The following is a 25,053-nucleotide window of genomic DNA, read 5'->3' on the forward strand; positions in this document are numbered from 1 at the left end:
CCAGGGTTCGGGTCTATAAACACTGATTATCGCCCTATTCAGACTCGGTTTCCCTTTGGCTCCAGCATTCTCGCTTTAACCTACCAGTGCCTATAAGTCGCCGGCTCATTCTTCAACAGGCACGCGGTCAGACGTTAAATCGTCCTCCCACTGCTTGTAAGCTGACGGTTTCATGTTCTATTTCACTCCCCTTCCGGGGTTCTTTTCACCTTTCCCTCGCGGTACTGGTTCACTATCGGTCACACAGTAGTATTTAGCCTTACGAGATGGTCCTCGCGGATTCACATGGGATTCCTCGTGCCCCATGCTACTCGGGATACAGCTACTATCCTTGAGTTTTCAACTACAGGACTTTCACCTTCTCTGGTGCAGTATTTAGCTGCTTCGTTTAACCGCTAGATTCGATATTGCTGTCCCACAACCCCAGTCAGTAAACCGACTGGTTTAGGCTCTTCCCCGTTCGCTCACCACTACTTAGGGAATCTCTTTTGATTTCTCTTCCTCCAGCTACTAAGATGTTTCAGTTCGCTGGGTTGGCTCTCTCCTGCCTATATATTCAGCAGGTAGTATATAGGGTTGCCCCATTCGGAAATCTCCGGCTCAAAGTTTGCTTCCAACTCCCCGGAGCATATCGTCGGTAACCACGTCCTTCATCGCCTCTGTGTGCCTAGGTATCCACCGTCAGCCCTTATTAGCTTGACCACAAACAATTGGTTTTCACATTTGCAAACACGTTCATCTTTTGAATGTCTGTGTCTGCCTGCTTTTTTCGCGTTACTATGCAGTTTTCAAGGTTCTGGCTGGATTCATTTCCCAGCAGTCTGACATCATATATATATAGATATAAATGTCATGTTGCTGAACTTTATCCGATTTTTTTAATGGCAATCGCCACAGGTGGAGGTTAGCGGACTCGAACCGCTGACATCCTGCTTGCAAAGCAGGCGCTCTACCAACTGAGCTAAACCCCCGCTCAAGAATTAAAAATTAAAAATTAAAAATTAAAAATTGAATTTTCTTCATTTTTAATTTTACATTTTACATTTTTAATTGCTTCAGGTGGGCCATCCTGGACTCGAACCAGGGACCTCACCCTTATCAGGGGTGCGCTCTAACCACCTGAGCTAATAGCCCAATTCCGAACCAAATCATAGTTTGAAAGTTCATCACAAATATCTGCGACCGACCTAGGAATGACCATCTCAATTCTCTATTTGCTGAATGCTTTCGAGTTCTGAGTGGATTAGGTCTCCCTAAAAAGGAGGTGATCCAGCCACACCTTCCGGTACGGCTACCTTGTTACGACTTCACCCCAGTCACCAGCACTGCCTTAGGCATCCCCCTCTCCGAAAAGTTGGGGTAATGACTTCGGGCGTTGCCAGCTTCCATGGTGTGACGGGCGGTGTGTACAAGGCCCGGGAACGAATTCACTGCAGTATGCTGACCTGCAATTACTAGCGATTCCTCCTTCACGCAGGCGAGTTGCAGCCTGCGATCTGAACTGAGCTACGGTTTACGGGATTTGCTTGCATTCGCATGCTTGCTGCCCTCTGTCCGTAGCATTGTAGTACGTGTGTAGCCCAAGACGTAAGGGGCATGCTGACTTGACGTCATCCCCACCTTCCTCCGGTTTGTCACCGGCAGTCTCTCTAGAGTGCCCAACTTAATGCTGGCAACTAAAAACGAGGGTTGCGCTCGTTGCGGGACTTAACCCAACATCTCACGACACGAGCTGACGACAGCCATGCACCACCTGTGTTCGCGCTCCCGAAGGCACCCTCTGCTTTCACAAAGGTTCGCGACATGTCAAGTCTTGGTAAGGTTCTTCGCGTTGCATCGAATTAAACCACATACTCCACCGCTTGTGCGGGCCCCCGTCAATTCCTTTGAGTTTCACAGTTGCCTGCGTACTCCCCAGGCGGGATACTTAACGCGTTAGCTACGGCACGGCTCGGGTCGATACAAGCCACGCCTAGTATCCATCGTTTACGGCTAGGACTACTGGGGTATCTAATCCCATTCGCTCCCCTAGCTTTCGTCCATGAGTGTCAGTTGCGGCCTAGCAGAGCGCTTTCGCCACCGGTGTTCTTCCTGATCTCTACGCATTTCACCGCTACACCAGGAATTCCCTCTGCCCCGAACGCACTCTAGCCATGTAGTTTCCACTGCTCTTATGAGGTTGAGCCTCACTCTTTAACAGCAGACTTACATAGCCACCTGCGGACGCTTTACGCCCAATCATTCCGGATAACGCTTGCATCCTCCGTATTACCGCGGCTGCTGGCACGGAGTTAGCCGATGCTGATTCCTCAGGTACCGTCATTGTGTTCTTCCCTGAGAAAAGAGGTTTACGACCCAAGAGCCTTCCTCCCTCACGCGGTATTGCTCCGTCAGGCTTTCGCCCATTGCGGAAAATTCCCCACTGCTGCCTCCCGTAGGAGTCTGGGCCGTGTCTCAGTCCCAGTGTGGCTGATCATCCTCTCAGACCAGCTACTGATCGTCGCCTAGGTAGGCTTTTACCCCACCTACTAGCTAATCAGACGCGAGCTCATCTTCAGGCAGCAAGCCTTTCACCTCTCGGCACATCCGGTATTAGCCACCGTTTCCAGTGGTTGTCCCAGACCTGAAGCCAGATTCTCACGCGTTACTCACCCGTCCGCCACTGTGTCCGAAGACACCGTTCGACTTGCATGTGTTAAGCATACCGCCAGCGTTCATCCTGAGCCAGGATCAAACTCTCCGTTTTGAAGTGTTTGCTTTATTAGCTCTTTCTGGCTGACTTTTTTTCCACCTCAGCCTAGTGTTTCAATTTAATTGACGCAGGCTACTTGTGGTATTATGACTTTCAAACTATAATATTTTCAAGGTTCGGTCGCCTTACTGGCGTCGCTCTGTCGCGTCCGTCTCTCAGGCACTTATTCAATATAACTAACACAACTCTAACTGTCAACTGTTTTTCCATCTATTTTTGGAACAAATTTTGCACCCCCCTAAAATCCTCTGCGCGTAAGGCTTTTAGGCTAGATTATTCCCTGAATCTCCAAAAGGACATTTTTCTGCTGTGAGTTTTTCTCCTGTTCTCCCCCCAAGCATCGTTCTTGACCCTCTGCTACGTGCTTGGTTGCTCGAAGATATCGGAAGGGGCGATTGCACCACTAATTCCCTTCTTTCTCCTGATTCAACAACAGGCACTGCTCTCTGGATTGCTAAAGCTCCTGGAATCATTGCTAGCTACTAAAAGATGAAACGCCAACCTCGAAAGAAAAACGGCAAGCAGTAGCTCGAAAAGAAGCTCGAAAGCGCAACTTTAAACAGAAAGAATCTTATAAATGGGTAGAAGCACTCACTAGTGTAGAAAACCTTGTGAGTTCAGTACACACTAGTGATTCAGGTTTTCGCCTCTGATTGTTCCACATACCATGTTGAACACAGGTTTGGATTCAGGGTGATTGCTGCCAATCACTTTTCCCTTAACTGAGACGATTTGTGGGGAAAGTGATTGGTTTACCGTTATCAGCTACTCCTCCAACGAAATTAGCCAAAAATAGCTTTTGGTGGAAAATAGAGGCTGGGAACTGAAAGCTGGAGGAAAAGAATGGCGAATATACTATCTCCTTCACTCAAGGCTTTTAATCTAATATCCAATATTGGTATCAGAATTGGTATCAGACAAATTTGCTAGCTGCGGCAAATCTCTTGTTAATTTCATCCCAGTTAACCACGTTCCACCAAGCTTCTAAGTAATCAGGACGGCGATTCTGGTAGTTAAGATAATACGCGTGTTCCCAGACATCATTGCCTAGAATTGGATACTTGCCTTCACTTATAGGGCTGTCTTGGTTAGCTGTAGTTGTTACCTCTAATTTGCCATCTTTGTTACGAACCAGCCAAACCCAACCACTACCAAAACGACTAGCTCCAGCCTCATTGAACTGTTTTTTGAAAGCTGCAAAACTACCAAAATTTTGATTAATCGCTGATGCGATCGCCCCTGTAGGTTCTCCTCCACCTTTGGGCTTCATAATTGCCCAGAAAAGTGAATGATTGACGTGTCCACCGCCATTGTTGCGAAATGTTGTACGAATATCTTCCGGTACAGTGTTAAGATTTCGCAAAAGTTCTTCAATAGTTTTATTTTTGAGTTCTGGGTGTTTGTCTAAGGCTGTATTTAGATTTTTCACATAAGTTGCATGGTGCTTATCATGGTGAAACTGCATCGTTTTAGCATCTATGTGTGGTTCGAGTGCATCGTAAGCGTAAGGTAAAGGCGGTAATTTAATAGCCCCTGTTGTACTTGCTGTTGGGCTGGGAGTTGCTTGGTTCCCGCTAGAAGATTTCTCTGCCAATGCACAAGCCTCCAATGCGAAAGCGCCTGTACCTGCTGAGAGTAAGAACAAAAAATGGCGTCTATTAATAGTCATAAAATTTTTTGCCGTGAATCCAATTCAATTCGTTTGTAGTTTTTATTTTCTTAGATTCTGACTACAAAAAATTGGGCATGGGGGAGGTAGTCCGGTCTTCTCCCTGTGTTAGAGGCTAGCGCCTTCTCCTATTAAAGACGCTAGGCAAACGCGGAATGTCTTGTAGAGAAGGAGTTTACCCCGAGCCTGCGGCAAGCTCTTCGGGTGACGCTCAAGAGCGTCGCTACCGCTGCGATAACGCAGTCCCCTACGGAGGGAAACCCTCCTTCTCCTAGCAAAGACCAAGGCGAACTTTCTCTGACTCACCACTAGCGCGTCTACGGAGATTCGCCTTTGGCGTTCCCGTTCGCATAGCATCTTCGTCAGGAGAAGGGTAGCCTCCGTTCTGACTTCTCTCCAAGTAGAGCAACTGCCGTCATTGAGCATTGAAAAAGGAAAAAATATACAGTTGCCCTTTAACCTTTTTTCCTCTTTCCTAGTCCCCATGCCCTATACTTCGACAAAGCTACCTCGGCTCCCCTCGGCACAAGTCAGTATAAGTGCGCTATGCCCTACTCTCCAAAATGCTGAATTATCGCTTCGGCAAATTCAGAACACTTGAGAGGTTTTACAGGCGGTTCTAGTAACCGCGCTAAATCGTAGGTAACTTGACCGTTGGCGATCGCATCTCCTAAACCTTTCTTAACTAAGTCTGCGGCTTCTTGCCAACCCAGAAACTCCAGCATCATCACACCAGACAAAATCACGGAACCAGGATTAATTTTGTCTAACCCCGCGTGTTTGGGTGCAGTGCCGTGAGTAGCTTCAAATATGGCACAGGCATCACCAATATTTGCTCCTGGGCCCATGCCTAATCCACCAACAATTGCTGCTGCTGCATCTGATAAGTAATCGCCGTTCAAATTCATCGTCGCCAGAATCGAATACTCATCAGGTCTGGTTTGGATTTGTTGAAAAATACTGTCAGCAATCCGGTCATTCACCAAAATTTTATCTTTCCATTTGCCATTACCGTGGGTTTCCCAAATGGTGTTAAGAACGCTTTCGACCTCCTTGATAATTTGCGCTTTTTTGTCTGCGGTGAGGGCATCAAACCCTGGATCAATCTGGCGGGCATTTTCTTCCAAGGAAATATTAGGATTCTTCTCCTTGTTGCTCAAAATCCAAGATTCTCGTTCGGTGACAGTTTCTTGGCGAAATTCGCTAGTTGCCAGTTCATATCCCCAATCACGGAAAGCGCCTTCGGTGTACTTCATAATGTTGCCCTTATGCACCAAAGTTACCTGCTGCTTATTTTTGGGTAGTTGCAGCGCGTGTTTGATAGCACGCCGGACTAGGCGCTGGGAACCACTTTTACTGATTGGTTTGATACCAATGCCAGAGTCAAGGGGGATTCGCTTTTTACCATGTTCTGGGGTGGCAGGAATCAGTTCTTCATTGAGGATTTTAATCAAGCGATCGCCGATTTCGCTACCTTGTCGCCACTCAATACCCAAATAAATATCTTCTGTATTTTCCCGATAAACAATTACATCCAGTTTTTCGGGATTTTTGTGCGGTGAGGGCGTACCTGCATAGTAGCGGCAAGGACGCACGCAGGCGTAAAGGTCAAAAATCTGCCTTAATGCCACATTGAGAGAGCGAATACCACCTCCAATAGGGGTAGTTAAAGGGCCTTTAATGCCAACACCGTATTGTTCAATCGCTGTCAAAGTATCCTGGGGTAAATACTGGTATGTCCCGTATAAATCGCAAGCTTCATCGCCAGCGTAAACCTTAAACCAACTAATCTGACGCTGACCCTTGTATGCTTTTTTTACCGCAGCATCAAGAACTTTTTGGGTAGCAGGCCAGATATCTATACCCGTGCCATCGCCCCGAATAAAGGGGATAATTGGATTATCTGGCACAATAGGTTCACCATTTTTGAAGGTGATTTTTGCTCCGGTTGTGGGGGGAGTAATCTTGTCGTACATACTTCACACGCTCCTGATCAATACGCGGATAATGGGTATTGGGGACACTTCGACAAGCTCAGTGCATCGCTGGGGACTTGGTACTGGGGACTGTGGGCTGGGTACTGGGAATGACAAAGAATTCTTTCCTATTTCCTACTCTCTATTCCCTATTCCCTATTTCACAGCACCTAAAATTCAGTGAAACGCCACTATTTTGTACGATCAAAAATAGTAAACTACTTTTCGCTATCAATACTTCGTTTTAGAGAAGGCCAGATAGCCGATCGCCTACGGCACGCCCTTGAGGGTGATTGCCTTTTCACTGACCGCTAACACGAGTAATGGCATGACAGACCCAATGATTGTATCAGGCACTGCTAATGACATCGACTCCTTTCGCCTCCAGTTAATCGCTGGGTCTCTTCAAGTCCAACAACAAATCATCCCACAGTTGGCTGACCTGGGTAGTGAAGGATTAGATGTGCTGATGGAATTTTTACTGAAACGTTGCAACAACCCAGCGACTTGGGTGGATGGCAAAGCCTACCAAGCCCTCTACAATTCTGATACACCTACAGCCAAAGAGTTCCTACAAACTAATTTTCCTGAAGGAATTGTACCTCTAAAATCAGAGTGCGGGATTAATTACAATCCTTTGCAACAGCTATTAGCACTCCAAGACTTCCAAGCAGCCGATCGCATGACTATACAGAAAATGTGCGAAGTAGCAGGGCCAATGGCTTTGCAAAGAAAATGGTTGTATTTTACGGAAGTAGAAAATTTCCCTACTGTTGACTTGCAAACCATTAACAACCTGTGGTTAGTTCATTCCGAAGGTAAGTTTGGTTTTTCAGTACAACGTGAAATCTGGTTGAGTTTGGGTAAAAACTGGGACAATTTCTGGGCCAAAATTGGCTGGAAAAGTGGCAATAATTGGACGCGATATCCCAATGAATTTAAATGGGATCTCAGCGCCCCCAGAGGACATTTACCTCTTTCCAACCAACTGCGAGGAGTACGAGTAATTGCCTCGTTATTTTCTCATCCTGCTTGGTCTAAAAATCTAGAAAAGTGATTGTGAGTCTCAGTAAAGGTAAATTATGACAAATGCCACCAAACGAGAATTTTACGTAATTATTGAACGAGATGAAGATGGCTACTATGTCGGAGAAGTTCCTCAGTTGAAAGCCTGTTATAGCCAAGGAGAAACAATTGATGAATTGATGACGAATATTAAGGAAGTAATTGAACTTTGTTTAGAAATAGACAATGAGGAAGAACTCCCAGAATTCGTCGGTATTCAAAAGGTAGTAATTTAATGCCAAAATTACCAAGTTTGACAGGAAAAGCAGTTATTAATGCTTTTGAAAAAGAAAGATTTCAAGCTGTGCTTCCAAAAGGTAGTCATGTGCAAATGGGACATGAAGATGGACGCTTAGTAACTATTCCTGTTCATGCTGGGAAAACAATTGGTAGAGGGTTACTACGCAAGATACTACACGATGCTGAACTGACAAGAGAGGAGTTTCTAGCATTGCTGGAATGAGAGTATTAGGGGAGTTTCCCCAGCGATCGCTTTCTTTAAAATCTCAAATTGGATAATGGCAAAAGTTCGTTTAGAAGAAATTAAACGTAGATTTAACAATGTCACCGCTATCGAAGACATTACCTTTGAAATTCCCGATGGAGAATTTTGGGTTTTTGTTGGGCCATCAGGGTGTGGTAAATCTACAATTTTGCGAACGATCGCAGGTTTAGAAACTGCCACATCTGGCAAACTCTTTATTGGCGATCGCTTGGTGAACAATATCCCAGCCAGACAACGGGATGTAGCGATGGTGTTCCAGAACTACGCTCTCTATCCTCACATGACGGTGGCGCAAAACATCGCTTTTGGGTTGCAAATGCGAAAAGTTGACTCGAAAATCATTCAAGACCGAGTAGTGAATGTAGCGCGATCGCTATCTCTAGAACACCTCTTAGATCGTAAACCCAAACAACTTTCAGGCGGGCAACAACAACGGGTAGCATTAGGAAGAGCGATCGCCCGCGAACCACAAGTGTTTTTACTTGATGAACCTCTGTCTAATTTAGATGCCCAATTACGAGACGATACCAGAGCAGAATTAAAACAGTTACATCAAGAATTGGGTATTACAACTATTTATGTCACTCACGATCAAGTTGAAGCAATGACTTTGGCTGATAAGATTGTGGTGCTAAATCGCGGGCGAATTCAACAAATTGGTGACCCACAGACAATTTATGCACGTCCTGCTAATCGGATGGTGGCGACTTTTTTAGGTAGTCCACCAATGAATATTTTGCCTGCAATCTATCAGGATAATGCTTTTGATGTCAGCGGGCAGTTATTAGCAATTCCAGCAAATGTGCGGGAACATTTACGCTTGCGTCAAGGACAACGTTTTGATTTAGGGATTAGACCAGAGTATATTTATATTAATGAACCACCAACAAACCAAGAACTCCAAGAAGAAAATCAAAGTCAGCTAGTTGTAGAAGTTAAAGTAATAGAACCTTTGGGGAGAGAAACTTTAATTCGTGCAAGTTTAGCAAATTCTCAGGTGTTATTGAATGTGCAAGTGGGTGGAGGTGTGCGTTTGCATCCAGGCGATCGCCTTTCTCTAGAACTCGATTTAAATCAATTATTTGTATTTGACCCCAACACTGGAGACAAAATCTTTCCACTTGACTAAAGTATGCTGACACCAATACAACCCCATTATAGGCGATCGCACCTTTGTTGTTGATCAGAGAAAAGCGATGCCTAACGGCAAGACACCTTGTGTCTACGCGCAATCTTGTTTATTGAAGCTATTAAACAGGAAGCCCGTAGGCGTTTAGGTCAAGTCTATTGCCTGAACCCAGTGTTTTAATTACGAATTAATTTTTTGACTAATTGCCACAGTAGATAAAACGGTAGAACTAATATCGCCTTTAATATTTGCACAAACTGACCTAATCGACGTTTCCAAATGGCACAGGGAGTTAACTGCTGTTGTAGAATTATCAGATTTTCTCGAACTGTCACTGTCAAAGGGTGATTAACCCCTAACACCCGTTGGCACATCTCCAAGGCTTCGGTGTAAAGGGGTTCGGCTTCGCTGTACCGCCCTTGGCTATAGTAGAGCTCAGCTAAATTATTCAAGCTAGTAGCGACATTGGGATGGTCGCCAGCAAACAGGCGCTCATACATCTTCAAGGCTTGGGTGTAAAGAAGTTCGGCTTCGCTGTACCGCCCTTGGCTTTTGTAGAGTGCAGCTAAATTATTCAAGCTAGTAGAGACATTGGGATGGTCGCCAGCAAACAGGCGCTTTCTCATCTCCAAGGCTTGGGTCAAAAGGGGTTCGGCTTCGCTGTACCGCCCTTGGCTATCGTAGATTGCTGCTAAATTATTCAAGCTAGCAGCCACATCGGGATGGTCGCCAGCAAACAAGCGCTTTCTCATCTCCAAGGCTTGGGTGAAAAGGGGTTTGGCTTCACTGTACCGCCCTTGGCTATTGTAGAGTAGAGCTAAATTATTTAAGCTAGTAGCGACATTGGGATGGTCGCTATCAAACAGGCGCTTTGTCATCTCCAAGGCTTGGGTGAAAAGGGGTTCGCCTTCGCTGTACCGCCCTTGGCTATCGTAGAGTAGAGCTAAATTATTCAAGCTAGTAGCGACATTGGGATGGTCGCTAGCAAACAGGCACTGTGTCATCTCCAAGGCTTGGGTGTAAAGAAGTTCGGCTTCGCTGTACCGCCCTTGGCTTTTGTAGAGTGCAGCTAAATTATTCAAGCTAGTAGCGACATTGGGATGGTCGCCAGCAAACAGGCGCTGTGTCATCTCCAAGGCTTGGATGAAAAGAAGTTCGGCTTCGCTGTACCGCCCTTGGCTATCGTAGAGTGCAGCTAAATTATTCAAGCTAGTAGCGACATCGGGATGGTCGCCTGTAAATAAAGTTTGGTAAATATTTACACATTCTTCACCCCAAGGTTCTGCTAATTTATATAATCCTTGTCCTTTGTAAAATCTTTTTATCCCCACAAATACCCAGATTACTTGATTGTTGGGGACTGATGCTAGAGAAATTATCTGTGCCTCTTTTGCTTCCTTGACCTCTGCAATTAAACGTTTTCCCAGGTCTTCGAGATGAGGAATAATATCCCTAACACCTTTAATATGCTCAGAGGTGGGTGAATCGGGAAGTATTTTAGCTTTGGCTATCATGGCAATAGCGAAGGTTGTTTCCAAAACTGATTGCATCTCGCCAGAGGCTGCTAACTGCTCTTGCAAAAACCACCGCACTAAGGCATGAATTTTATAATATCCTTCTCTTTCTTCTACCAGTTGCAGCAAGTTGCGCTTGTAAAGTTGCTTTTTAGCCTCGTTTAGTTCATCGTCTGACCAAGTTAACCGTCTTTCTTCTTGCTGATTCTTTTCTTCACCTTCCTCATCTTTTTCCCCTCCACCTGTCGCTACCCACAAAACCAAATCCCAAAGAATAAGTTGGGGAGAAAATAAACTCAAAAATCTTCCTAGTTGTTGTGCCAGTGGGTCGAGTTCTGACCAAGTTAAGGCAAAAGCGGCTTTAACTCCTAGTTGCGATTGACCAATGGTTTTCTCTCGCTGTAGAGATTCTTCAGCTAATTTGCGTTCTTGTAATCGTCTAAACATCGTGTCGAGAGATAGATTTGGCTCTCCTTTTAAAAAGCCTCCCACTAACTCTATGCCCAAGGGCAAATATTCTAGACATTCACATATTGCAGTTGCTACTTGTGGTTGGTTTTCAACTCGCTTGTCTTTGTCCCCCAACAGTTGTTTTAACAGTTCTAATGCTTTTCCTGGTTCTTTTTCTGGCGAGAGAACATCTAAGGGAATCTCTTGAATAAAATTCGGGTCTAAATGCCGCTCTCTAGTAGTCACCAGGACTCGGAAGCGGTTTTCGCTGGGAACGACTTCGTGGAGGTTGGCTAGGTCAGTTACGTCATCGAAGACAATTAAAATGGGTAAGGGAGAGTCAGGATATCTAGACCAACACCAAGCGACTTGTTCTTTAAGGCTTAAAAGTCTTCCTCCTAATTCTTGGGGAATCTCAAAACCATATTTGAGGAAAAACTTTAAAACTTCAGCGGCGAGATTTGTTTCTCTATCGTTGAACCAAGCAATTCCCCCATAACTTTCTTGATATTGTCTGGCGTATTGAGTAGCTAATTCAGTTTTGCCCACGCCTGGCATTCCCACTATTGCTACATAATCTCCTCGCTGCAAGTCTTGATGCAACATTGCCAGTTCGGTTTCTCGCCCGACGAAATGGACGGAACCGCGATAAGGGATAGATTTTGTGGGAGTTAACTGTTTCTGCCCCTCAATAATTTGAGTGCCAATGTTAACTTGAGAACCAGGGGCGGCGAAAGCGCCAACTTTGTCAGCGAACTTGCCAGAGTCTTCAGGCATAGTTAGTTTAATTTTGCTGTTTATGAGAACTGAAAGACCTCTCTCCAAACCTCTCTCCGAAACGGAGAGAGGCTTTGAATCTTACTCCCCTTCCCTTGTAGGGAAGGGGCTGGGGGTTAGGTTACACGATAATTGCTGATAATTAGGACTTACGCACTGAAGCCTGAAACCTAGATCCCCCCTTAAAAAGGGGCTACGGTGTACACACAAGTCGGAAATAGTAGCCTGTGAAGGAATAATTGACGAGTATATTCTCTGTAGAGACGGCGATTTATCGCGTCTCTCTAATGTGTCAGTTTTTTAGACGCGATAAATCGCGTCTCTACATGAGGGCTTTCTCGCTCATCCCAAGCGCACCGTATTGGGATAAAACTGGATCTGACTTTTGTGTACACCGTAGCTTAAAAAGGGGGGAATTCTAAAGCCCCCTTTTTAAGGGGGTTGGGGGATCTGAGTGCGTAAGTTTTGATAATTTAAAAAGATTGATTCTGAATATTTCCTGTCCCACCTGGCATGACAACTTGACCAATTTTGTCTGCAAATTTTTCCAGGTTAGGCATAGCTAGAATTTCTGTAAATTTGGGATTTGGTTCGGCTTTGGCTGCTGCGGCTAATTCCTGTACAGCTTGAGCTACTTCAGGATTAGCTTTAGCCGCAGATTCTACCTCAAGTACAGCTTTGCCATAATCAAGCGGTTGTTCTGGCGCTTTTTCTATAGCAGCTACAGTGTGGGGAGACTGCTTTTTGAGTATGACGAGAAACTTGCTAATCTTATTCCATAAAGCATCACCTATATTTTCGCCTGTTTTTTCTAAGGCTTTGGTGGCAAGTACAGTGACAATAGTGACCGCCGCAGTAGTTAAAGGTTCCATGTGCTACTTTGACTATTTGTATCTTATTTACTTATTAACACACCACTTTTGCTCTAAATTCCGCTACCAAGCTAAATGTTTCGGATTTTGGATAATTAACATTGCTTTTTAAATTTCATTGACATCAACTCAATAGTCATTGACATCAACTCAATAGCCGTTGACATCAACTCAATAGCCGTTGACATCAACTCAATAGTCGTTAACATCAACTCAATAGTCGTTGACATCAACTCAATAGTCGTTGACATCAACTCAATAACTCTTTTTGTGAGAAATACTGATTTAATCGTTTTATACAAAACTAATTTATGAGGATTTTACTGAACTAAATTTCAGCTTTAGTAAGGCAAACTAGCTCTATAACACTAAGAAAGGAAAATATTATGCCTCTTAAAAAACGTACATATCGCGTTTTAGAAAAAGCTCACTTGAGAGCATCCGGACTCAGAGCAATTGACCCTAAAATGGATTTTGGAGATAGTCGTAACTTGCAAAACATGACTCAATTAATTGAGCAGTATCGTAGCAAAATAGATGCTTATAATACTGCTATATCTGTAATTGACTCTTCTAGAACCGAAATGGAAGAATTGGACAAAGCTTTAAAAGACCTGACTGAGAAAATGCTCATTGGAGTTGCTTTTAAATACGGCAAAGACAGCCGGGAATATGAAATGGCAGGTGCTGTTCGTAAAAGCGATCGCAACCGCAAAATCTCAGCTGGTCGTTCACAAGTAAGCAAAGAAGAATTATCAAGTAATAACCCTAAAACCCCATAATTTTATTACTATTGAAAGTTGCACAAATAAATACAGATACTTGTAGGGACACGCATTGCCGTGTCCCTACCCCACCTGCTACGCGAGGATGGGGGAGTCCCGCTTTTTTGTTGAATAAGAGCGGAATACGCCAAGACTGTAATTACATACGGCTTTAATATTACAGGTCAGTTTACACCATTTGCTTTACCTGTGATTTTCTTAACTCACTAGGTGCAACCGCTGCATTTTCTGTAATTATGGCTGTAATCAACTCTGCTGGCGTCACATCAAAAGCTGGGTTGTAGAAATCCACACCTTCAGGTGTAAGAATGGTGTCGCCAACTTGGTAGATTTCTTCTGGATTACGCTCCTCAATTGGAATTTTGTTACCATCAGATAATTCAAAATCAATTGTAGAAAGAGGAGCAGCGACGAAGAAAGGTATATTATGAGCTTTGGCTACGATCGCTAAACTATAAGTACCAATTTTATTAGCTGTGTCTCCATTGGCAGCAATTCGATCAGCACCCACAACTACAGCATGAATCAAACCCTGTTTCATACAATGGGCTGCCATGTTATCAGTAATTAAGGTGACTGGAATACCTTCTTGAACACATTCCCAAGTCGTGAGTTTTGCACCTTGCAAGCGAGGACGGGTTTCATCGGCAAATAACCGTTCTAAACGTCCTTCTCTCCAAGCAGAACGTACAACACCCAAGGCTGTACCGTAACCAGCAGTAGCTAGCGCCCCAGCATTGCAGTGAGTAAGCAGCGTCAGTTTTTTTGGAGTGGTGGGCAAGACTGCTAAACCATTGTCACCAATCGCTTGACAAGTTTGCAAATCTTCAGTATTAATCGCTTGGGCTGTTTGTAAGAGGATTTGTTTGATTTCTTCTACTGTCCCCAAAGTTTCATAAGCGGTTTTCATCATCCGGCTAATTGCCCAAAACAAATTTACCGCTGTCGGACGAGTTGAACGTAATAACTGTGCTACTTTATCTAAGCGGTTTAAGAAGTCGTGGCGATCGCTTGTCTCAATTTCTCTCGCCCCAAGATACATTCCGTATGCCGCAGCCACACCAATTGCCGGCGCACCCCGGACAATCATGGTTTTAATCGCCCGCGCCATATCTTCACTGCGGTGTATTTCCACAAATGCAAACTCGTTGGGTAAGCGGGTTTGATCAATTAGTGACACCGAATCGTTGTGCCAAATAACGGGATAAACCTGGTTTGTAGAATTTGTCATAACAAGAGGTAATTGATAAAAGTGGGTACAAATAAGCTGTTACAAATTTAAATTGTACTTTCACTTGTAAAACTCATTCTTTAATTGCTACGCTACGTTAACAAATACAGAGAAGATGTAGCTGAAAAGCACATAATATGAGCTTTGTCTTTGAGGCACAACTTAAATTTTAGAAAATAAATAATAAATTTTAAGAAAATTTAACGACAATACCTGACTTGCTCAAGATCAACCAATATATGGACGTAATTAGCAAATTTCATAATTATTCAACCACCACAGCAAATTGGCGACTCACTTCTGGCTACTTACATGAGGGTAGCTCAGACTTTGAATCTGTACATATTTTGTTAGGTCGTTTTTTGGTAGATAGAACCTCTGAAGATCCACTAGCAGACAAATCATTATTTACTTCTGATGGCATTTTTGAGTGGGGATATGCCCAACCTTTAGAAAAAGTTATTCATTCATGGAAAGATTTGGAATTTTTGCTATTGCATCCCAATTTATTCCGTAAGTCTATAACTATTATTGAACCGTGGCATCATGTAGGCGCTAACGCTCTTGGTGAAGAGGTTCGGGCTTCCAATAACGTAGCCTATATTGCTCAGAAAGTTGCCGATATGGACTCCATCTTGCTGCCTGTTTGGTCAACCGGAGTCATAGATTTGGATTTAGTCGTTCCAGCAATTACCTCTGGTTATGCGGTGGTAGTGGAAGGCGGCAATCCATCAGTGTATGATCCATCTGGATGGACATATCCGGCCTGCCCGCGAGAAGATATGTTTGCATTAGTAGAAAAATTGCTGATCTCGCGATCGCCCACTAGTGCGCCAGCAATATTCATTTGTCTTGGTCATCAACTAGCGGCAGAATGTCATGTACGGCTCATCCGGCGTGCAGTTGAACAAGTGCTAAATGTGACATTCCTGGAACGCGATAAGGATGGTAAAGCGCTCAAATCACTGCAAGAATCATGTCTGCGTATTGAAGCTATGGGACAGACGCTGCAAGTGAAAAAGCGTGACGGGCGCAACGTTGCTACTAGCTGGAATGATCCCCATTTTGCTGTTGCGCTTAACGAAACCAAAGAAGTTGGCGCTCGTCTCTTATTACCTTATCAATCTCCCGATGGCGATGCTTTAGGTATCCCTTGGGAAATTATCTATGCCCATGATGTGACAGCAGATACTCATGAAGGTGTAATAGATACGACGATTCAATATGAGCGAGAAGTGTCGATTTCGATGTTCCACTCCGATGAAGTCAACGAAGAAGCAATACTTTTTGCTAACTGGGCTTACCGTAGTATCCATGACGCCATTGTTCCTTACCGACATATCATTGCTAGCAGCCCTTTGTCATGGCTGATACAACTGCCTGATTCAGTGGAAATTCTTTGCTCAACAGCGGTTGAAGGTGAAATAGTTACAGAATGTTCGGCTACCTGTATTAACTACAAAGACTTTGAAACCAAGAAAATTCGCCGTTCTTTTACTTGCCAGTTCCACCCAGAACTATTATCTGATTTGCGAGCGATCGGCCACAGTCAAGCTCCCTCATATTCAACTCTCAAGAATGATGATGGTGTCCGCTTATTTATACGGCTGTTGTATGCAGGAATGCAAGAGTAAGATGCAAGTTTCTATGAAAATAACCCCAGTTTTTGGGATTATTTTCATAAGACTAACCTGACTCAGAATTAACTAGACAACACAGATGGTTGCTTCTGAAAGAAAGCTTGCAACACTCTATCTGCTATTTGTGGACTTGTTAAACCTAATTCAGCCTTAGATTCATTTGGTTCAGCATGATCTACTAACACATCTGGTACACCGATGCGCTTGACAGGAACAAGAATATCTGCATCTAGTAAAGCTTCGGCGATCGCAGTACCAAAGCCGCCCATAATACAGCCTTCCTCTAGGGTGACAACGCGCCCGATTTTCTTAGCCAAAGGCAAAATCAACTCGGTATCCAAGGGCTTGACGAAACGGGCATTAATCACAGTTGCCTCAACGCCGTGTTCGCTGAGGATTTCTGCAACTTGCATCGCTGGGTAAACCATTGTGCCATAGCCTACCAGTAATACATCATCGCCGTTACGGAGAATTTCTCCTTTGCCGATTTCTAGAGGTTCCCAACCTTCTTCCATCAGCGGCACACCGTAGCCATTGCCACGAGGATAGCGCATTGCGATCGGCCCACTGGTATGCTCAACCCCAGTCACAATCATGCGTTGGAGTTCTGCTTCGTCTTTCGGGGCCATCACTACGATGTTAGGAATACAACGCAAATAGGCGATGTCATACATACCTTGATGGGTGGGGCCATCAGAACCGACAATTCCTGCCCTATCTAAGCAGAAAAATACCGGTAGGTTTTGAATGCAGACATCGTGAATTATTTGGTCATAGGCGCGTTGCAAGAAAGTAGAGTAGATAGCGGCGACGGGGCGTATACCTTCAGTTGCTAATGCCGCAGCTAAAGTTACAGCGTGTTGTTCGGCAATCCCTACATCAATATATTGATTTGGCAGTTTTGCCTGGAGTTTGTCTAAGCCTGTCCCCGTTGCCATAGCCGCAGTAATCCCGATGATTTTCGGGTTTTGTTCGGCAAGTTTTACCAAGGTGTGAGAAAACACTTTGGCATAAGCTGGGGGTTTGGGTTTACTGGAAGGAATGGCTTTGCCAGTTGTCAAATTAAATGGGCTTTGGGCGTGATAACCTACTTGGTCTTGTTCAGCAATTTCATAGCCTTTGCCTTTCATTGTTACCACGTGTACTAGCACTGGGCCTGTTATCTGATGTGCCTGTTGGAAGGTGGCAATCAATTCCTCTAGATTATGCCCATCTACTGGCCCCATGTAGGTAAAGCCGAGTTCTTCAAAAACTGCTCCTACCTTGGGGACAGCTAAACGCTTCATTCCTTCTTTGATACGTCCCAGTTCTGGAGATAGAGATTCGCCGACGAAGGGAATTTGCTTCAACTGTTCTTCAAAATTATCCTTAATAAACTGCACTGGTGGACTCAGGCGCATTTTATTGAGATAGCGGGGAATTGCGCCTACGTTAGGAGATATAGACATCTCATTGTCGTTGAGAACAACCAGCAGGTTAGTTTTTGGTAAGTGTCCGGCATGGTTGATGGCTTCCAAAGCCATACCCCCAGTTAGCGCCCCATCGCCAATAACAGCAACAGCTTTAAATTTTTCTCCTTTTAAATCTCGTGCTAAAGCCATGCCTAATGCCGCTGAGATACTCGTGGAAGCATGACCTGCACCAAAGTGATCAAACTTGTTTTCACAGCGCTTGAGATAACCCGCAATTCCGTCTTTTTGTCTGAGGGTGTGAAAATTACTATAGCGTCCTGTGAGCAATTTGTGAGGATAAGCTTGGTGTCCTACATCCCAGATGACCTTATCCCGGTCTAAGTCCAGCGTTTGGTAAAGCCCTAGCGTTAATTCTACAACACCCAATCCTGGCCCCAGGTGTCCCCCAGTTGCTGCTACGGTTTGAAGATGCTTGTCTCGAATTTGACGGGCAATCTGTTGTAGTTGTCGAACAGATAAACCGTGCAACTGATTGGGATGAGTGATTTCGCTCAGATGCATATTATAGGGTTTTCCTCTCTAATCTCTACTTCTGGTATTTTGATTTTCCCACGGTAGGGTTATCGGCAGAATCAGACTGATACTAAGTTAGTTGTAGTGGAAAGTATAACTTCGTAATCTTTAATTGATATTTGGTAAGTTTTCGGTTATCTACCCATGTTTTTTATGAGGACAATACTGATATACGGTGCAAATATTATGCTTTTTCATCCGTGAATATTTAAAAATTAGGCATGAGACATGGGGCATTGGGCATTTGCTATTTCTCCCTTGTCTCCCTTATCTCCCTCGTTTTTCTCCTCTTTCCTCTAAGGAGATTCAGGGCTATTTGGAATACTGGGAACTTCTGGGGTATCTGGTTGTCGTTGTTGTCGTTGCAAATATTTACTCAATACATAAGCCATGTCTCCCCTTGTCATCGGGCGTAATGGGGAAATATTGCCTTGGGTATCTGTATTAATAAATCCCTCCGTAACTACTGTGGCGATCGCTTTTCTTGCCCAAGTTGGGATAGACTTTTCATCTGGATGTGAAACCAAAATTTCATTAACAGCGTCATCAGAAAACTGAAATACACCATAAGCCTGGGCAAAAATTGCCAAAGCTTCTGCCCGTGTCACCTTTTGGTTCGGGAAAAATGCATTACCACGATAGCCTTTCATAATATCAGTTTTTAAGACTGTCTGAATATCGTTAAATGCCCAATTAGTAGAAGAAACATCGGGAATTACGACATTCTCTTTGCTAGCAACTTGTCTTTTATCCAATCGAAATACCTTTACCATAATTGAGGCTAATTCTGCTCGACTAAGTAACCTTTCTGGATAAAACTGACCATCTGAAAAATTTGTCATCCATTTGGCAGTAACTACCTGTTGAATAGAGCCAGATGAATCTCCAGCAGCAGGTTCTGGCACTTGAGCCTGAACAATTGCTGGCCAGTTTTGTAGTAGTGCTACTAACGAAAAAACAATCGATATCTGACGCATCACTGTAATCACTGTTAACTGCTACTAGGAATTAAAAAAACTGCGCTAACCGCAGGTAACGCTTTTCTTTTACCTTGAGTGACGAATTTCATCTTAACAATGTTGCTTGCTGAAGTAGCTCGTTGTAGCTGAAACTCTTTACGTATATATACTGTCATAAGCTAATAATTTTTGAGTATTATTGATTACTAGTTTGATTAAGCGATCGCTGCTCTTGCTGCTTTTAAATTTTCCTGTACAACGCATATTTAAGTTCTTTGACAAAATCAGTAACGAAGTGTTAACTTTATATATAACGAATGTTCGATAAAAAAGGAGATATGCCCAAAATTGTTGACCATGAGCAATACCGTAGAGAAATGCTAAGCAAGTGTTTCGATTTATTTGCTGACAAAGGCTATGCTGCCGTCACAATGCGCGAAATTGCTCAAGGCTTAGAGGTATCTACTGGTACGCTGTATCACTACTTTCCTAGCAAGAAAGCTCTATTTGAACAATTTGTTGAAGAACTCAATCAGCAAGAGATGTCAATGGCAATAGCAGAGTTAGAAGGAACAGAAACTTTGCAAGCAGCGATGGAAGCTTTAGGGCGATATCTTTCGAAGAACGAAGACTATTACATTAAATTGACTTATATTCTGGTTGATTTTTCTCAACATCAAGACTCAAAAGAAATGTGGAGCAGTGCAATGTTTAAGCGAATTGATCAGCGCTGTCGCCAAGCTATGAAAGATTTTTTAGGCATTCAAGATGACGCTCTTGCCTCATTCATATTGTGCTTAATTGATGGCTTAATTCTCGAAAGGCTATGGGGTAATGAAAAAATTTCTTTTGCTGAGCAATGTACTCTATTAGGCAAGATGTTAACAGCATATTTACAGGAAAATCCTGCTAAAAAATTGTATGAAAATAAACTAAATAATTTTACATAAGTAAATTGAAAATACTTGAGCGCTAAAGCGCCAAATACGAACTTTAACTTATTTAAGTCTACCTATTTTTACGCTAAGCATAAGTATTAAAACATACTTATTTATCTAAATCAAAAAGAGAAATTTAAATTTTATAGAGGTTATAAAAATGTCACAAAGGCTGATATTCAAACCTGCAAAGAAAGGATTGATTGCATTAGTAATTGCTGCTACTGCGATCACAGGTGGAATTGTTGTGTATGGAATTTCACAGTTTGGGCAAATTAGTCAGCCTGCCTCATCTCAACCAGCAACCACGCCAAGCATTCCAAAAGTGACAGCTTTGGGACGACTAGAACCAGAAGCTGAGGTAATTAGCCTGTTTGCACCATTGGCTTTAGATGGCGATCGCATAGCTCAAATTTTAGTCAAAGAGGGCGATCGCGTCAAAGCCGGACAAATAGTGGCGATTTTAGATTCCCGCGCACGTTTACGAACTGCTGTAATCCAAGCCGAAAAACAAGTCAAAGTTGCTCAAGCGAAATTAAATCAGGTAAAAGCAGGAGCCAAAACTGGCGAGATTCAAGCACAGAAAGCGAGTGTTGAACGCCTGCAAGCCCAATCTATAGGAGATAAAACAGCTCAACAAGAAGCGATCGCTCGAATAGAGGCACAGTGGCAAGGAGACAGAATAGCTCAACAGGCAACAATTAGGAAGCTGGAAGCAGAAGTCAACAACGCCCAAGCCGAATATCGACGTTATCAGCAGCTGTACTCAGAAGGAGCAATTTCTAGTTCTGCTTATGACAGTAAACGCTTGAGCGTAGACACTACTCAAGAGCAACTAGGTGAAGCCAAAGCAGTTCTCAACCGGATTAATTCCACAGCTAGCCGACAACTAGCCGAAGCAAAAGTAGCGCTCAAGCGGATTAACGCCACTGGTAACAAGCAAGTCAACGAAGCCCAAGCCACACTTACCAGCATTGAAGAAGTCCGACCGGTAGATGTGCAAGCCGCCCAGACAGAAGTTGAAAATGCGATCGCCACACTCAAACACGCCCAAACCGAGTTAGTAGGAGCTGACATCAAATCACCAATGACGGGTCAAATCATCAAAATTCATACACGAGTCGGAGAAAAAATTAGTAGTAGCGGTATTGCAGACTTAGGTCAAACCGAGCAAATGATAGCGGTAGCAGAAGTTTATCAAACCGATATTAATAAAGTAAAACTGGGACAAAAAGCAGTAGTTACCAGTCAAGCCTTTCCTGGCGAACTGCGAGGAACTGTATCCCAAATAGGCTTACAGGTAAACCGACAAAACGTATTTAGCAACGAACCAGGAGAGAACCTTGACCGCCGAGTGATTGAAGTCAAAATTCGTCTTAATCCTGAAGATAGTAAAAAAGTTGCAGGTTTAACTAACTTGCAAGTGCAAACAGCAATTGAATTGTAAAGTCGTTGTTGTGAATATTCAGTATAAAATCAGGAAATTTTATCATGCTGAAAGTTCTATATTTTCTACTTTGCATCCTGGGAACAATTTTACCTTACTCACAGTTTTTGCCATTTTTCCTAGAGTCTGGTCTTGATATTCAGCTTTTTTTTGAGCAGCTATTTGCTAATAAAATTTCTGGTTTTTTCGGCATGGATGTGATTGTCTCATCCATAACTCTTGGGGTGTTTGTATTCTGGGAAGGCACACGCCTAAAAATGCAAAATCTCTGGGTTTATATTGCTTCTAATCTTTTGGTTGGGGTTTCCCTTGGCCTGCCCTTATTTCTATTAATGCGACAGTATCAACTTGAACAACAGACTGACACTGTGAGATTTTAACCTACTTTGATATTAAGGCTGTTGGAAGATGTTTTCTAAACCATTCCGCAAAACGCCGCTAGCATGGCGGCAGCTAATGAAAGAAAAAACCCGCCTAGTAGTTGCAGTTGCGGGGATAGCCTTTGCAGATATGCTGATGTTTATTCAACTGGGGTTTGAAAGTGCGCTGTTTGATGCGTCTGTGAAACCTCATCGAACTTTACAAGCAGATTTAGTCTTGATTAATCCTCAATTTCAAACTCTATTTGCGGTAAAAAACTTTGCTAGAGAGCGACTTTACCAAACACTGGGTTATGAAGGAGTTCAATCTGTCAGTTCACTATATATTGGTACTGGACAGTGGCGGAACCCCGAAACGCGTCTCGAACGATCTATTTTAGTTTGGGGTATCGAGCCAACAAAACCTGCATTCACGCTTCCCGAAGTTAAAAACAATCAGGATTACCTCAAACAGTTGAATCAAGTTTTATTTGATCAAGCAGGACGACCGGAATATGGGGCGGTTGCGGATATCTTTAAAAAAACAGGTAACCTTGAGACAGAACTGAATAACAAAGCCATCAGCGTTAAAGGTTTGTTTACTAGTGGTGCTTCCTTTGCTGCTGATGGGAATGTCATTACCAGTGAATCTACGTTTTTACAACTATTTCCACAGCGTCAACCCGATCGCATCGAAGTTGGGTTAATTACTCTTAAACCCGGTGTTGATGCTGAAAAAGTACAATCCCAACTTGTCGCAGGACTACCCAAAGATGTCAAAGTCTTAACTCCAGAAGGGTTTGCCAAAATCGAAAAGCAATACTGGGAATCTGGGACTGGTATTGGTTTCATTTTTGGTTTAGGTACAGCAGTCGGTTTCATTGTCGGCATCGTCATTGTTTACCAGATTCTGTATTCTGATGTTTCCGATCACCTGCCAGAATACGCCACTCTCAAAGCAATGGGTTACACCGATACATATCTTCTCAAAGTACTAATTCAAGAAGCATTGCTGCTAGCTGTCTTAGGTTTTCTCCCCGGATTTATTCTTTCTTTTGGATTGTATCAAGTTACCTATGCTGCTACCATGCTGCCTATTTTCATGAAGTTGGAGAGGGCGATAACTGTCTGGATTATGACCGTTATTATGTGTAGCTTTTCTGGAGCGATCGCCATGCGAAAACTCCGACAAGCTGACCCCGCAGACGTTTTCTAGTACAAGAATTCAGTAATTGTAGAGACGCGCGATTCATCGATTCAGGAGTTGTAGAGACGCGATTCATCGCGTCTGTATAAGAGTCAGCAGACGCGATTCATCGCGTCTGTACAAGAGTCAGGAATAAAAATTTTATGTTGGAAAACTCATTATCAGTAAATTCTAATTCTTCAGTCGCTACTTTATCCCCAGTAATTTCTATCAGTAACGTTAACCACTACTTTGGTGCAGGTTCGTTGCAAAAACAAGTCTTATTTGATATTAATTTGGAGATTAACAGCGGTGAAATCGTAATTATGACTGGCCCCTCTGGGTCAGGAAAAACTACCCTGTTAACCCTGATGGGTGGACTACGTTCAGCCCAAGAAGGTAGTTTAAAAATCTTAGGACAGGAAATTTGCGGCGCTAATAAGCAGCAATTAACTAAACTTCGCCGTCAGATTGGATATATTTTCCAGGCACATAACCTGATGACTTTTTTAACAGCCAAAGAAAATGTCCGAATGTCCATAGAATTGCACGACGAGTTTCTCAATGAAGATATCGACGCCAAAGCGATCGCCATATTAGAAACTGTTGGTTTGAGCGATCGGGTTAATTACTACCCAGAAAATTTATCAGGAGGTCAAAAGCAACGAGTAGCGATCGCGCGGGCTTTAGTTAGCCATCCCAAAATTGTTTTAGCAGATGAACCCACCGCCGCACTCGATAAAAAATCAGGACGCGATGTCGTAGAACTGATGCAGAAACTCGCTAAAGAGCAAGGTTGTACAATTTTGTTAGTCACCCATGACAACCGGATTCTTGATATAGCTGATCGCATCATTTATATGGAAGATGGTCAACTCAAAACCGACAGTATCAACTTAGTACCTTAACAACAGGACTTACGCAAAATTTCTCTGCTATCTTCTATGTCCTTTAATAAGAGCAAGTAAACTGCAAAATGGACGTAACTTTGGGTTATGTTCATTTTATATAAGTTTTATGGAGCAGTTTTAGGAATGACCCAAGCAGCAGATCCCGTAAAGTTGATGAAGCAAGAAGTAGGCAAAGCAGCCGCTGCCTTAGTAAAATCTGGTTCGATTGTCGGGTTGGGTACGGGGTCAACCACAGCTTATACAATACAATTTTTGGGCGATCGCCTCAAGTCTGGCGAACTCAAAGATATCATTGGCATTCCTACCTCGTTTCAGTCAGAAGTTTTGGCGAAGCAGTACGGTGTTCCTTTGGCAACTTTAGATGCGATCGACCACATTGATATCGCTATTGATGGGGCAGATGAAGTCGATCCGCAGAAGAACTTGATTAAAGGTGGCGGTGCAGCGCACACCCGCGAAAAAGTTGTAGATTACCTAGCAAATCAGTTCATTGTCGTAGTGGATAGCGGTAAGTTAGTAGACCGATTAGGTTCTAGTTTTGCCGTACCTGTGGAAGTGATTCCAATGGCAATTACCCCTGTGACCAATGCAATTGTGAAACTTGGTGGCAAACCGGAACTCCGCATGGGTGTGAAAAAAGCTGGCCCAGTCATCACCGACCAAGGTAACTTTGTATTGGATGTCAGATTTGACTCGATTGAAGATCCAGCTAACCTAGAAAAAACACTGAATAACATTCCCGGCGTTTTGGAAAACGGTATCTTCGTCAACTGTGTCGATTTAGTTTTAATTGGCGAAGTCAAAGATGGTCAGCCACTAGTACGGCAGATTTAAGGGATTGGGCAGAGGACAGTTGAAAGTGGGCAGGGGAGTAGAGTTATGAGTTTCGTCCACGAGTATCAA

The 25,053-nt window shown here is 43.5% G+C and carries 19 protein-coding genes, 2 tRNA genes, 2 rRNA genes and 1 pseudogene (1 of these 24 running past the window's edge); 13 read left to right on the forward strand and 11 right to left on the reverse strand.

Annotated elements, in window-relative coordinates:
• The 4 genes from WKK05_RS16260 to WKK05_RS16275 all read right to left on the reverse strand — a co-directional run.
• Positions 1–702: ribosomal RNA gene (locus WKK05_RS16260) — 23S ribosomal RNA — on the reverse strand; it reaches 2,183 nt to the left of the window's first position.
• A gap of 196 nt (positions 703–898) precedes the next feature.
• Positions 899–971: transfer RNA gene (locus tag WKK05_RS16265), tRNA-Ala, on the reverse strand.
• Between the two features lie 89 nt (positions 972–1,060).
• A tRNA-Ile gene (locus WKK05_RS16270) sits at positions 1,061–1,134 on the reverse strand.
• Positions 1,135–1,257: 123 nt separating this feature from the next.
• Positions 1,258–2,746, reverse strand: a 16S ribosomal RNA gene (locus WKK05_RS16275).
• The 16S and 23S rRNA genes sit together here with 2 tRNA genes alongside, the layout of an rRNA operon.
• Positions 2,747–3,061: 315 nt before the next feature.
• Between WKK05_RS16275 and WKK05_RS16280 the strand changes: the two are divergent.
• Positions 3,062–3,229, forward strand: a pseudogene (locus WKK05_RS16280) (nicotinate-nucleotide diphosphorylase (carboxylating)); the annotation flags it as partial.
• A gap of 436 nt (positions 3,230–3,665) precedes the next feature.
• On the opposite strand, the gene WKK05_RS16285 reads toward WKK05_RS16280, so the two are convergent.
• Positions 3,666–4,421, reverse strand: a complete 756-nt coding sequence (locus tag WKK05_RS16285; protein WP_341530642.1) for a superoxide dismutase — start codon at positions 4,419–4,421, stop codon at positions 3,666–3,668.
• A gap of 551 nt (positions 4,422–4,972) precedes the next feature.
• A complete protein-coding gene (locus tag WKK05_RS16290; RefSeq protein ID WP_341530643.1) occupies positions 4,973–6,397 on the reverse strand; it encodes an NADP-dependent isocitrate dehydrogenase in 1,425 nt (474 codons plus the stop codon).
• A gap of 328 nt (positions 6,398–6,725) precedes the next feature.
• Between WKK05_RS16290 and WKK05_RS16295 the strand changes: the two genes are divergently transcribed.
• The 4 genes from WKK05_RS16295 to WKK05_RS16310 are packed head-to-tail and all read left to right on the forward strand — an operon-like array spanning position 6,726 to position 9,096.
• Entirely contained in the window at positions 6,726–7,454 is a 729-nt protein-coding gene (locus tag WKK05_RS16295; protein WP_341530644.1) for a GUN4 domain-containing protein, read from the forward strand.
• Positions 7,455–7,479: 25 nt separating this feature from the next.
• Complete coding sequence (locus WKK05_RS16300) at positions 7,480–7,698, forward strand: type II toxin-antitoxin system HicB family antitoxin (RefSeq protein ID WP_341530645.1); 219 nt, start codon at positions 7,480–7,482, stop codon at positions 7,696–7,698.
• A complete protein-coding gene (locus WKK05_RS16305) occupies positions 7,698–7,925 on the forward strand; it encodes a type II toxin-antitoxin system HicA family toxin (protein WP_341530646.1) in 228 nt (75 codons plus the stop codon). The genes WKK05_RS16300 and WKK05_RS16305 overlap by 1 nt, the downstream gene beginning before the upstream one ends.
• 55 nt (positions 7,926–7,980) lie before the next feature.
• Positions 7,981–9,096 carry an ABC transporter ATP-binding protein gene (locus tag WKK05_RS16310; protein ID WP_341530647.1) on the forward strand — a complete coding sequence of 372 codons (1,116 nt, stop codon included), beginning with the start codon at positions 7,981–7,983 and terminating at the stop codon, positions 9,094–9,096.
• A 176-nt stretch (positions 9,097–9,272) separates the two neighbouring features.
• Here WKK05_RS16310 and WKK05_RS16315 read toward each other — a convergent pair whose 3' ends face one another.
• Both WKK05_RS16315 and WKK05_RS16320 read right to left on the reverse strand, forming a co-directional pair.
• Positions 9,273–11,837, reverse strand: coding sequence for a tetratricopeptide repeat protein (locus tag WKK05_RS16315; RefSeq protein ID WP_341530648.1), 2,565 nt, complete (start codon positions 11,835–11,837; stop codon positions 9,273–9,275).
• Positions 11,838–12,310: 473 nt separating this feature from the next.
• Positions 12,311–12,709, reverse strand: a complete 399-nt coding sequence (locus WKK05_RS16320) for a hypothetical protein (protein ID WP_341530649.1) — start codon at positions 12,707–12,709, stop codon at positions 12,311–12,313.
• 386 nt (positions 12,710–13,095) lie between these two features.
• Here WKK05_RS16320 and WKK05_RS16325 point away from each other — a divergent pair, with 386 nt between their 5' ends.
• Positions 13,096–13,491: a hypothetical protein gene (locus WKK05_RS16325; RefSeq protein WP_341530650.1), complete on the forward strand. Its 396-nt coding sequence runs from the start codon at positions 13,096–13,098 to the stop codon at positions 13,489–13,491.
• A 172-nt stretch (positions 13,492–13,663) separates the two neighbouring features.
• Here the strand turns inward: WKK05_RS16325 and mtnA are convergent, their stop codons facing one another.
• The gene (gene mtnA / locus WKK05_RS16330) at positions 13,664–14,725 is read right to left on the reverse strand and encodes an S-methyl-5-thioribose-1-phosphate isomerase (RefSeq protein WP_341530651.1); all 1,062 of its coding nucleotides are present in this window, start codon (positions 14,723–14,725) and stop codon (positions 13,664–13,666) included.
• Positions 14,726–14,964: 239 nt separating this feature from the next.
• On the opposite strand from mtnA, the gene WKK05_RS16335 reads away from it, so the two are divergent.
• Entirely contained in the window at positions 14,965–16,359 is a 1,395-nt protein-coding gene (locus WKK05_RS16335) for a hypothetical protein (protein ID WP_341530652.1), read from the forward strand.
• A 68-nt stretch (positions 16,360–16,427) separates the two neighbouring features.
• Here the strand turns inward: WKK05_RS16335 and dxs are convergent, their stop codons facing one another.
• Positions 16,428–18,338, reverse strand: coding sequence for a 1-deoxy-D-xylulose-5-phosphate synthase (gene dxs / locus WKK05_RS16340; RefSeq protein WP_341530653.1), 1,911 nt, complete (start codon positions 18,336–18,338; stop codon positions 16,428–16,430).
• 308 nt (positions 18,339–18,646) lie between these two features.
• A complete protein-coding gene (locus tag WKK05_RS16345; protein WP_341530654.1) occupies positions 18,647–19,327 on the reverse strand; it encodes an S-layer homology domain-containing protein in 681 nt (226 codons plus the stop codon).
• 320 nt (positions 19,328–19,647) lie between these two features.
• Between WKK05_RS16345 and WKK05_RS16350 the strand changes: the two genes are divergently transcribed.
• The 6 genes from WKK05_RS16350 (at position 19,648) to rpiA (ending at position 24,984) form a co-directional block, all read left to right on the forward strand.
• Positions 19,648–20,259: a TetR/AcrR family transcriptional regulator gene (locus WKK05_RS16350; RefSeq protein ID WP_341531097.1), complete on the forward strand. Its 612-nt coding sequence runs from the start codon at positions 19,648–19,650 to the stop codon at positions 20,257–20,259.
• Between the two features lie 148 nt (positions 20,260–20,407).
• On the forward strand, positions 20,408–21,694 hold the full coding sequence (locus WKK05_RS16355) for an ABC exporter membrane fusion protein (RefSeq protein WP_341530655.1): 1,287 nt from the start codon (positions 20,408–20,410) through the stop codon (positions 21,692–21,694).
• Between the two features lie 44 nt (positions 21,695–21,738).
• Positions 21,739–22,074, forward strand: coding sequence for a DUF2834 domain-containing protein (locus WKK05_RS16360; RefSeq protein WP_341530656.1), 336 nt, complete (start codon positions 21,739–21,741; stop codon positions 22,072–22,074).
• Positions 22,075–22,102: 28 nt separating this feature from the next.
• On the forward strand, positions 22,103–23,269 hold the full coding sequence (gene devC / locus WKK05_RS16365) for an ABC transporter permease DevC (protein ID WP_341530657.1): 1,167 nt from the start codon (positions 22,103–22,105) through the stop codon (positions 23,267–23,269).
• Between the two features lie 134 nt (positions 23,270–23,403).
• Positions 23,404–24,147: a DevA family ABC transporter ATP-binding protein gene (locus tag WKK05_RS16370; protein WP_341530658.1), complete on the forward strand. Its 744-nt coding sequence runs from the start codon at positions 23,404–23,406 to the stop codon at positions 24,145–24,147.
• A 126-nt stretch (positions 24,148–24,273) separates the two neighbouring features.
• Positions 24,274–24,984, forward strand: a complete 711-nt coding sequence (rpiA, locus tag WKK05_RS16375; protein WP_341531098.1) for a ribose-5-phosphate isomerase RpiA — start codon at positions 24,274–24,276, stop codon at positions 24,982–24,984.
• The last annotated feature ends 69 nt before the right edge of the window (positions 24,985–25,053 follow it).

The sequence above is a fragment of the Nostoc sp. UHCC 0302 genome (assembly GCF_038096175.1).
Classification (GTDB): domain Bacteria; phylum Cyanobacteriota; class Cyanobacteriia; order Cyanobacteriales; family Nostocaceae; genus UHCC-0302.

Coding starts and splice junctions, on each gene's coding strand:
- WKK05_RS16295 (WP_341530644.1), top strand. CDS start 6,726: ATGACAGACCCAATGATTGTATCAGGCACTGCTAATGACATCGACTCC.
- WKK05_RS16325 (WP_341530650.1), top strand. CDS start 13,096: ATGCCTCTTAAAAAACGTACATATCGCGTTTTAGAAAAAGCTCACTTG.
- WKK05_RS16350 (WP_341531097.1), top strand. CDS start 19,648: ATGCCCAAAATTGTTGACCATGAGCAATACCGTAGAGAAATGCTAAGC.
- WKK05_RS16290 (WP_341530643.1), bottom strand. CDS start 6,397: ATGTACGACAAGATTACTCCCCCCACAACCGGAGCAAAAATCACCTTC.
- WKK05_RS16315 (WP_341530648.1), bottom strand. CDS start 11,837: ATGCCTGAAGACTCTGGCAAGTTCGCTGACAAAGTTGGCGCTTTCGCC.
- WKK05_RS16320 (WP_341530649.1), bottom strand. CDS start 12,709: ATGGAACCTTTAACTACTGCGGCGGTCACTATTGTCACTGTACTTGCC.
- mtnA (WP_341530651.1), bottom strand. CDS start 14,725: ATGACAAATTCTACAAACCAGGTTTATCCCGTTATTTGGCACAACGAT.
- devC (WP_341530657.1), top strand. CDS start 22,103: ATGTTTTCTAAACCATTCCGCAAAACGCCGCTAGCATGGCGGCAGCTA.
- WKK05_RS16300 (WP_341530645.1), top strand. CDS start 7,480: ATGACAAATGCCACCAAACGAGAATTTTACGTAATTATTGAACGAGAT.
- WKK05_RS16370 (WP_341530658.1), top strand. CDS start 23,404: ATGTTGGAAAACTCATTATCAGTAAATTCTAATTCTTCAGTCGCTACT.
- WKK05_RS16345 (WP_341530654.1), bottom strand. CDS start 19,327: ATGCGTCAGATATCGATTGTTTTTTCGTTAGTAGCACTACTACAAAAC.
- WKK05_RS16285 (WP_341530642.1), bottom strand. CDS start 4,421: ATGACTATTAATAGACGCCATTTTTTGTTCTTACTCTCAGCAGGTACA.
- WKK05_RS16355 (WP_341530655.1), top strand. CDS start 20,408: ATGTCACAAAGGCTGATATTCAAACCTGCAAAGAAAGGATTGATTGCA.
- rpiA (WP_341531098.1), top strand. CDS start 24,274: ATGACCCAAGCAGCAGATCCCGTAAAGTTGATGAAGCAAGAAGTAGGC.
- WKK05_RS16335 (WP_341530652.1), top strand. CDS start 14,965: ATGGACGTAATTAGCAAATTTCATAATTATTCAACCACCACAGCAAAT.
- dxs (WP_341530653.1), bottom strand. CDS start 18,338: ATGCATCTGAGCGAAATCACTCATCCCAATCAGTTGCACGGTTTATCT.
- WKK05_RS16310 (WP_341530647.1), top strand. CDS start 7,981: ATGGCAAAAGTTCGTTTAGAAGAAATTAAACGTAGATTTAACAATGTC.
- WKK05_RS16305 (WP_341530646.1), top strand. CDS start 7,698: ATGCCAAAATTACCAAGTTTGACAGGAAAAGCAGTTATTAATGCTTTT.
- WKK05_RS16360 (WP_341530656.1), top strand. CDS start 21,739: ATGCTGAAAGTTCTATATTTTCTACTTTGCATCCTGGGAACAATTTTA.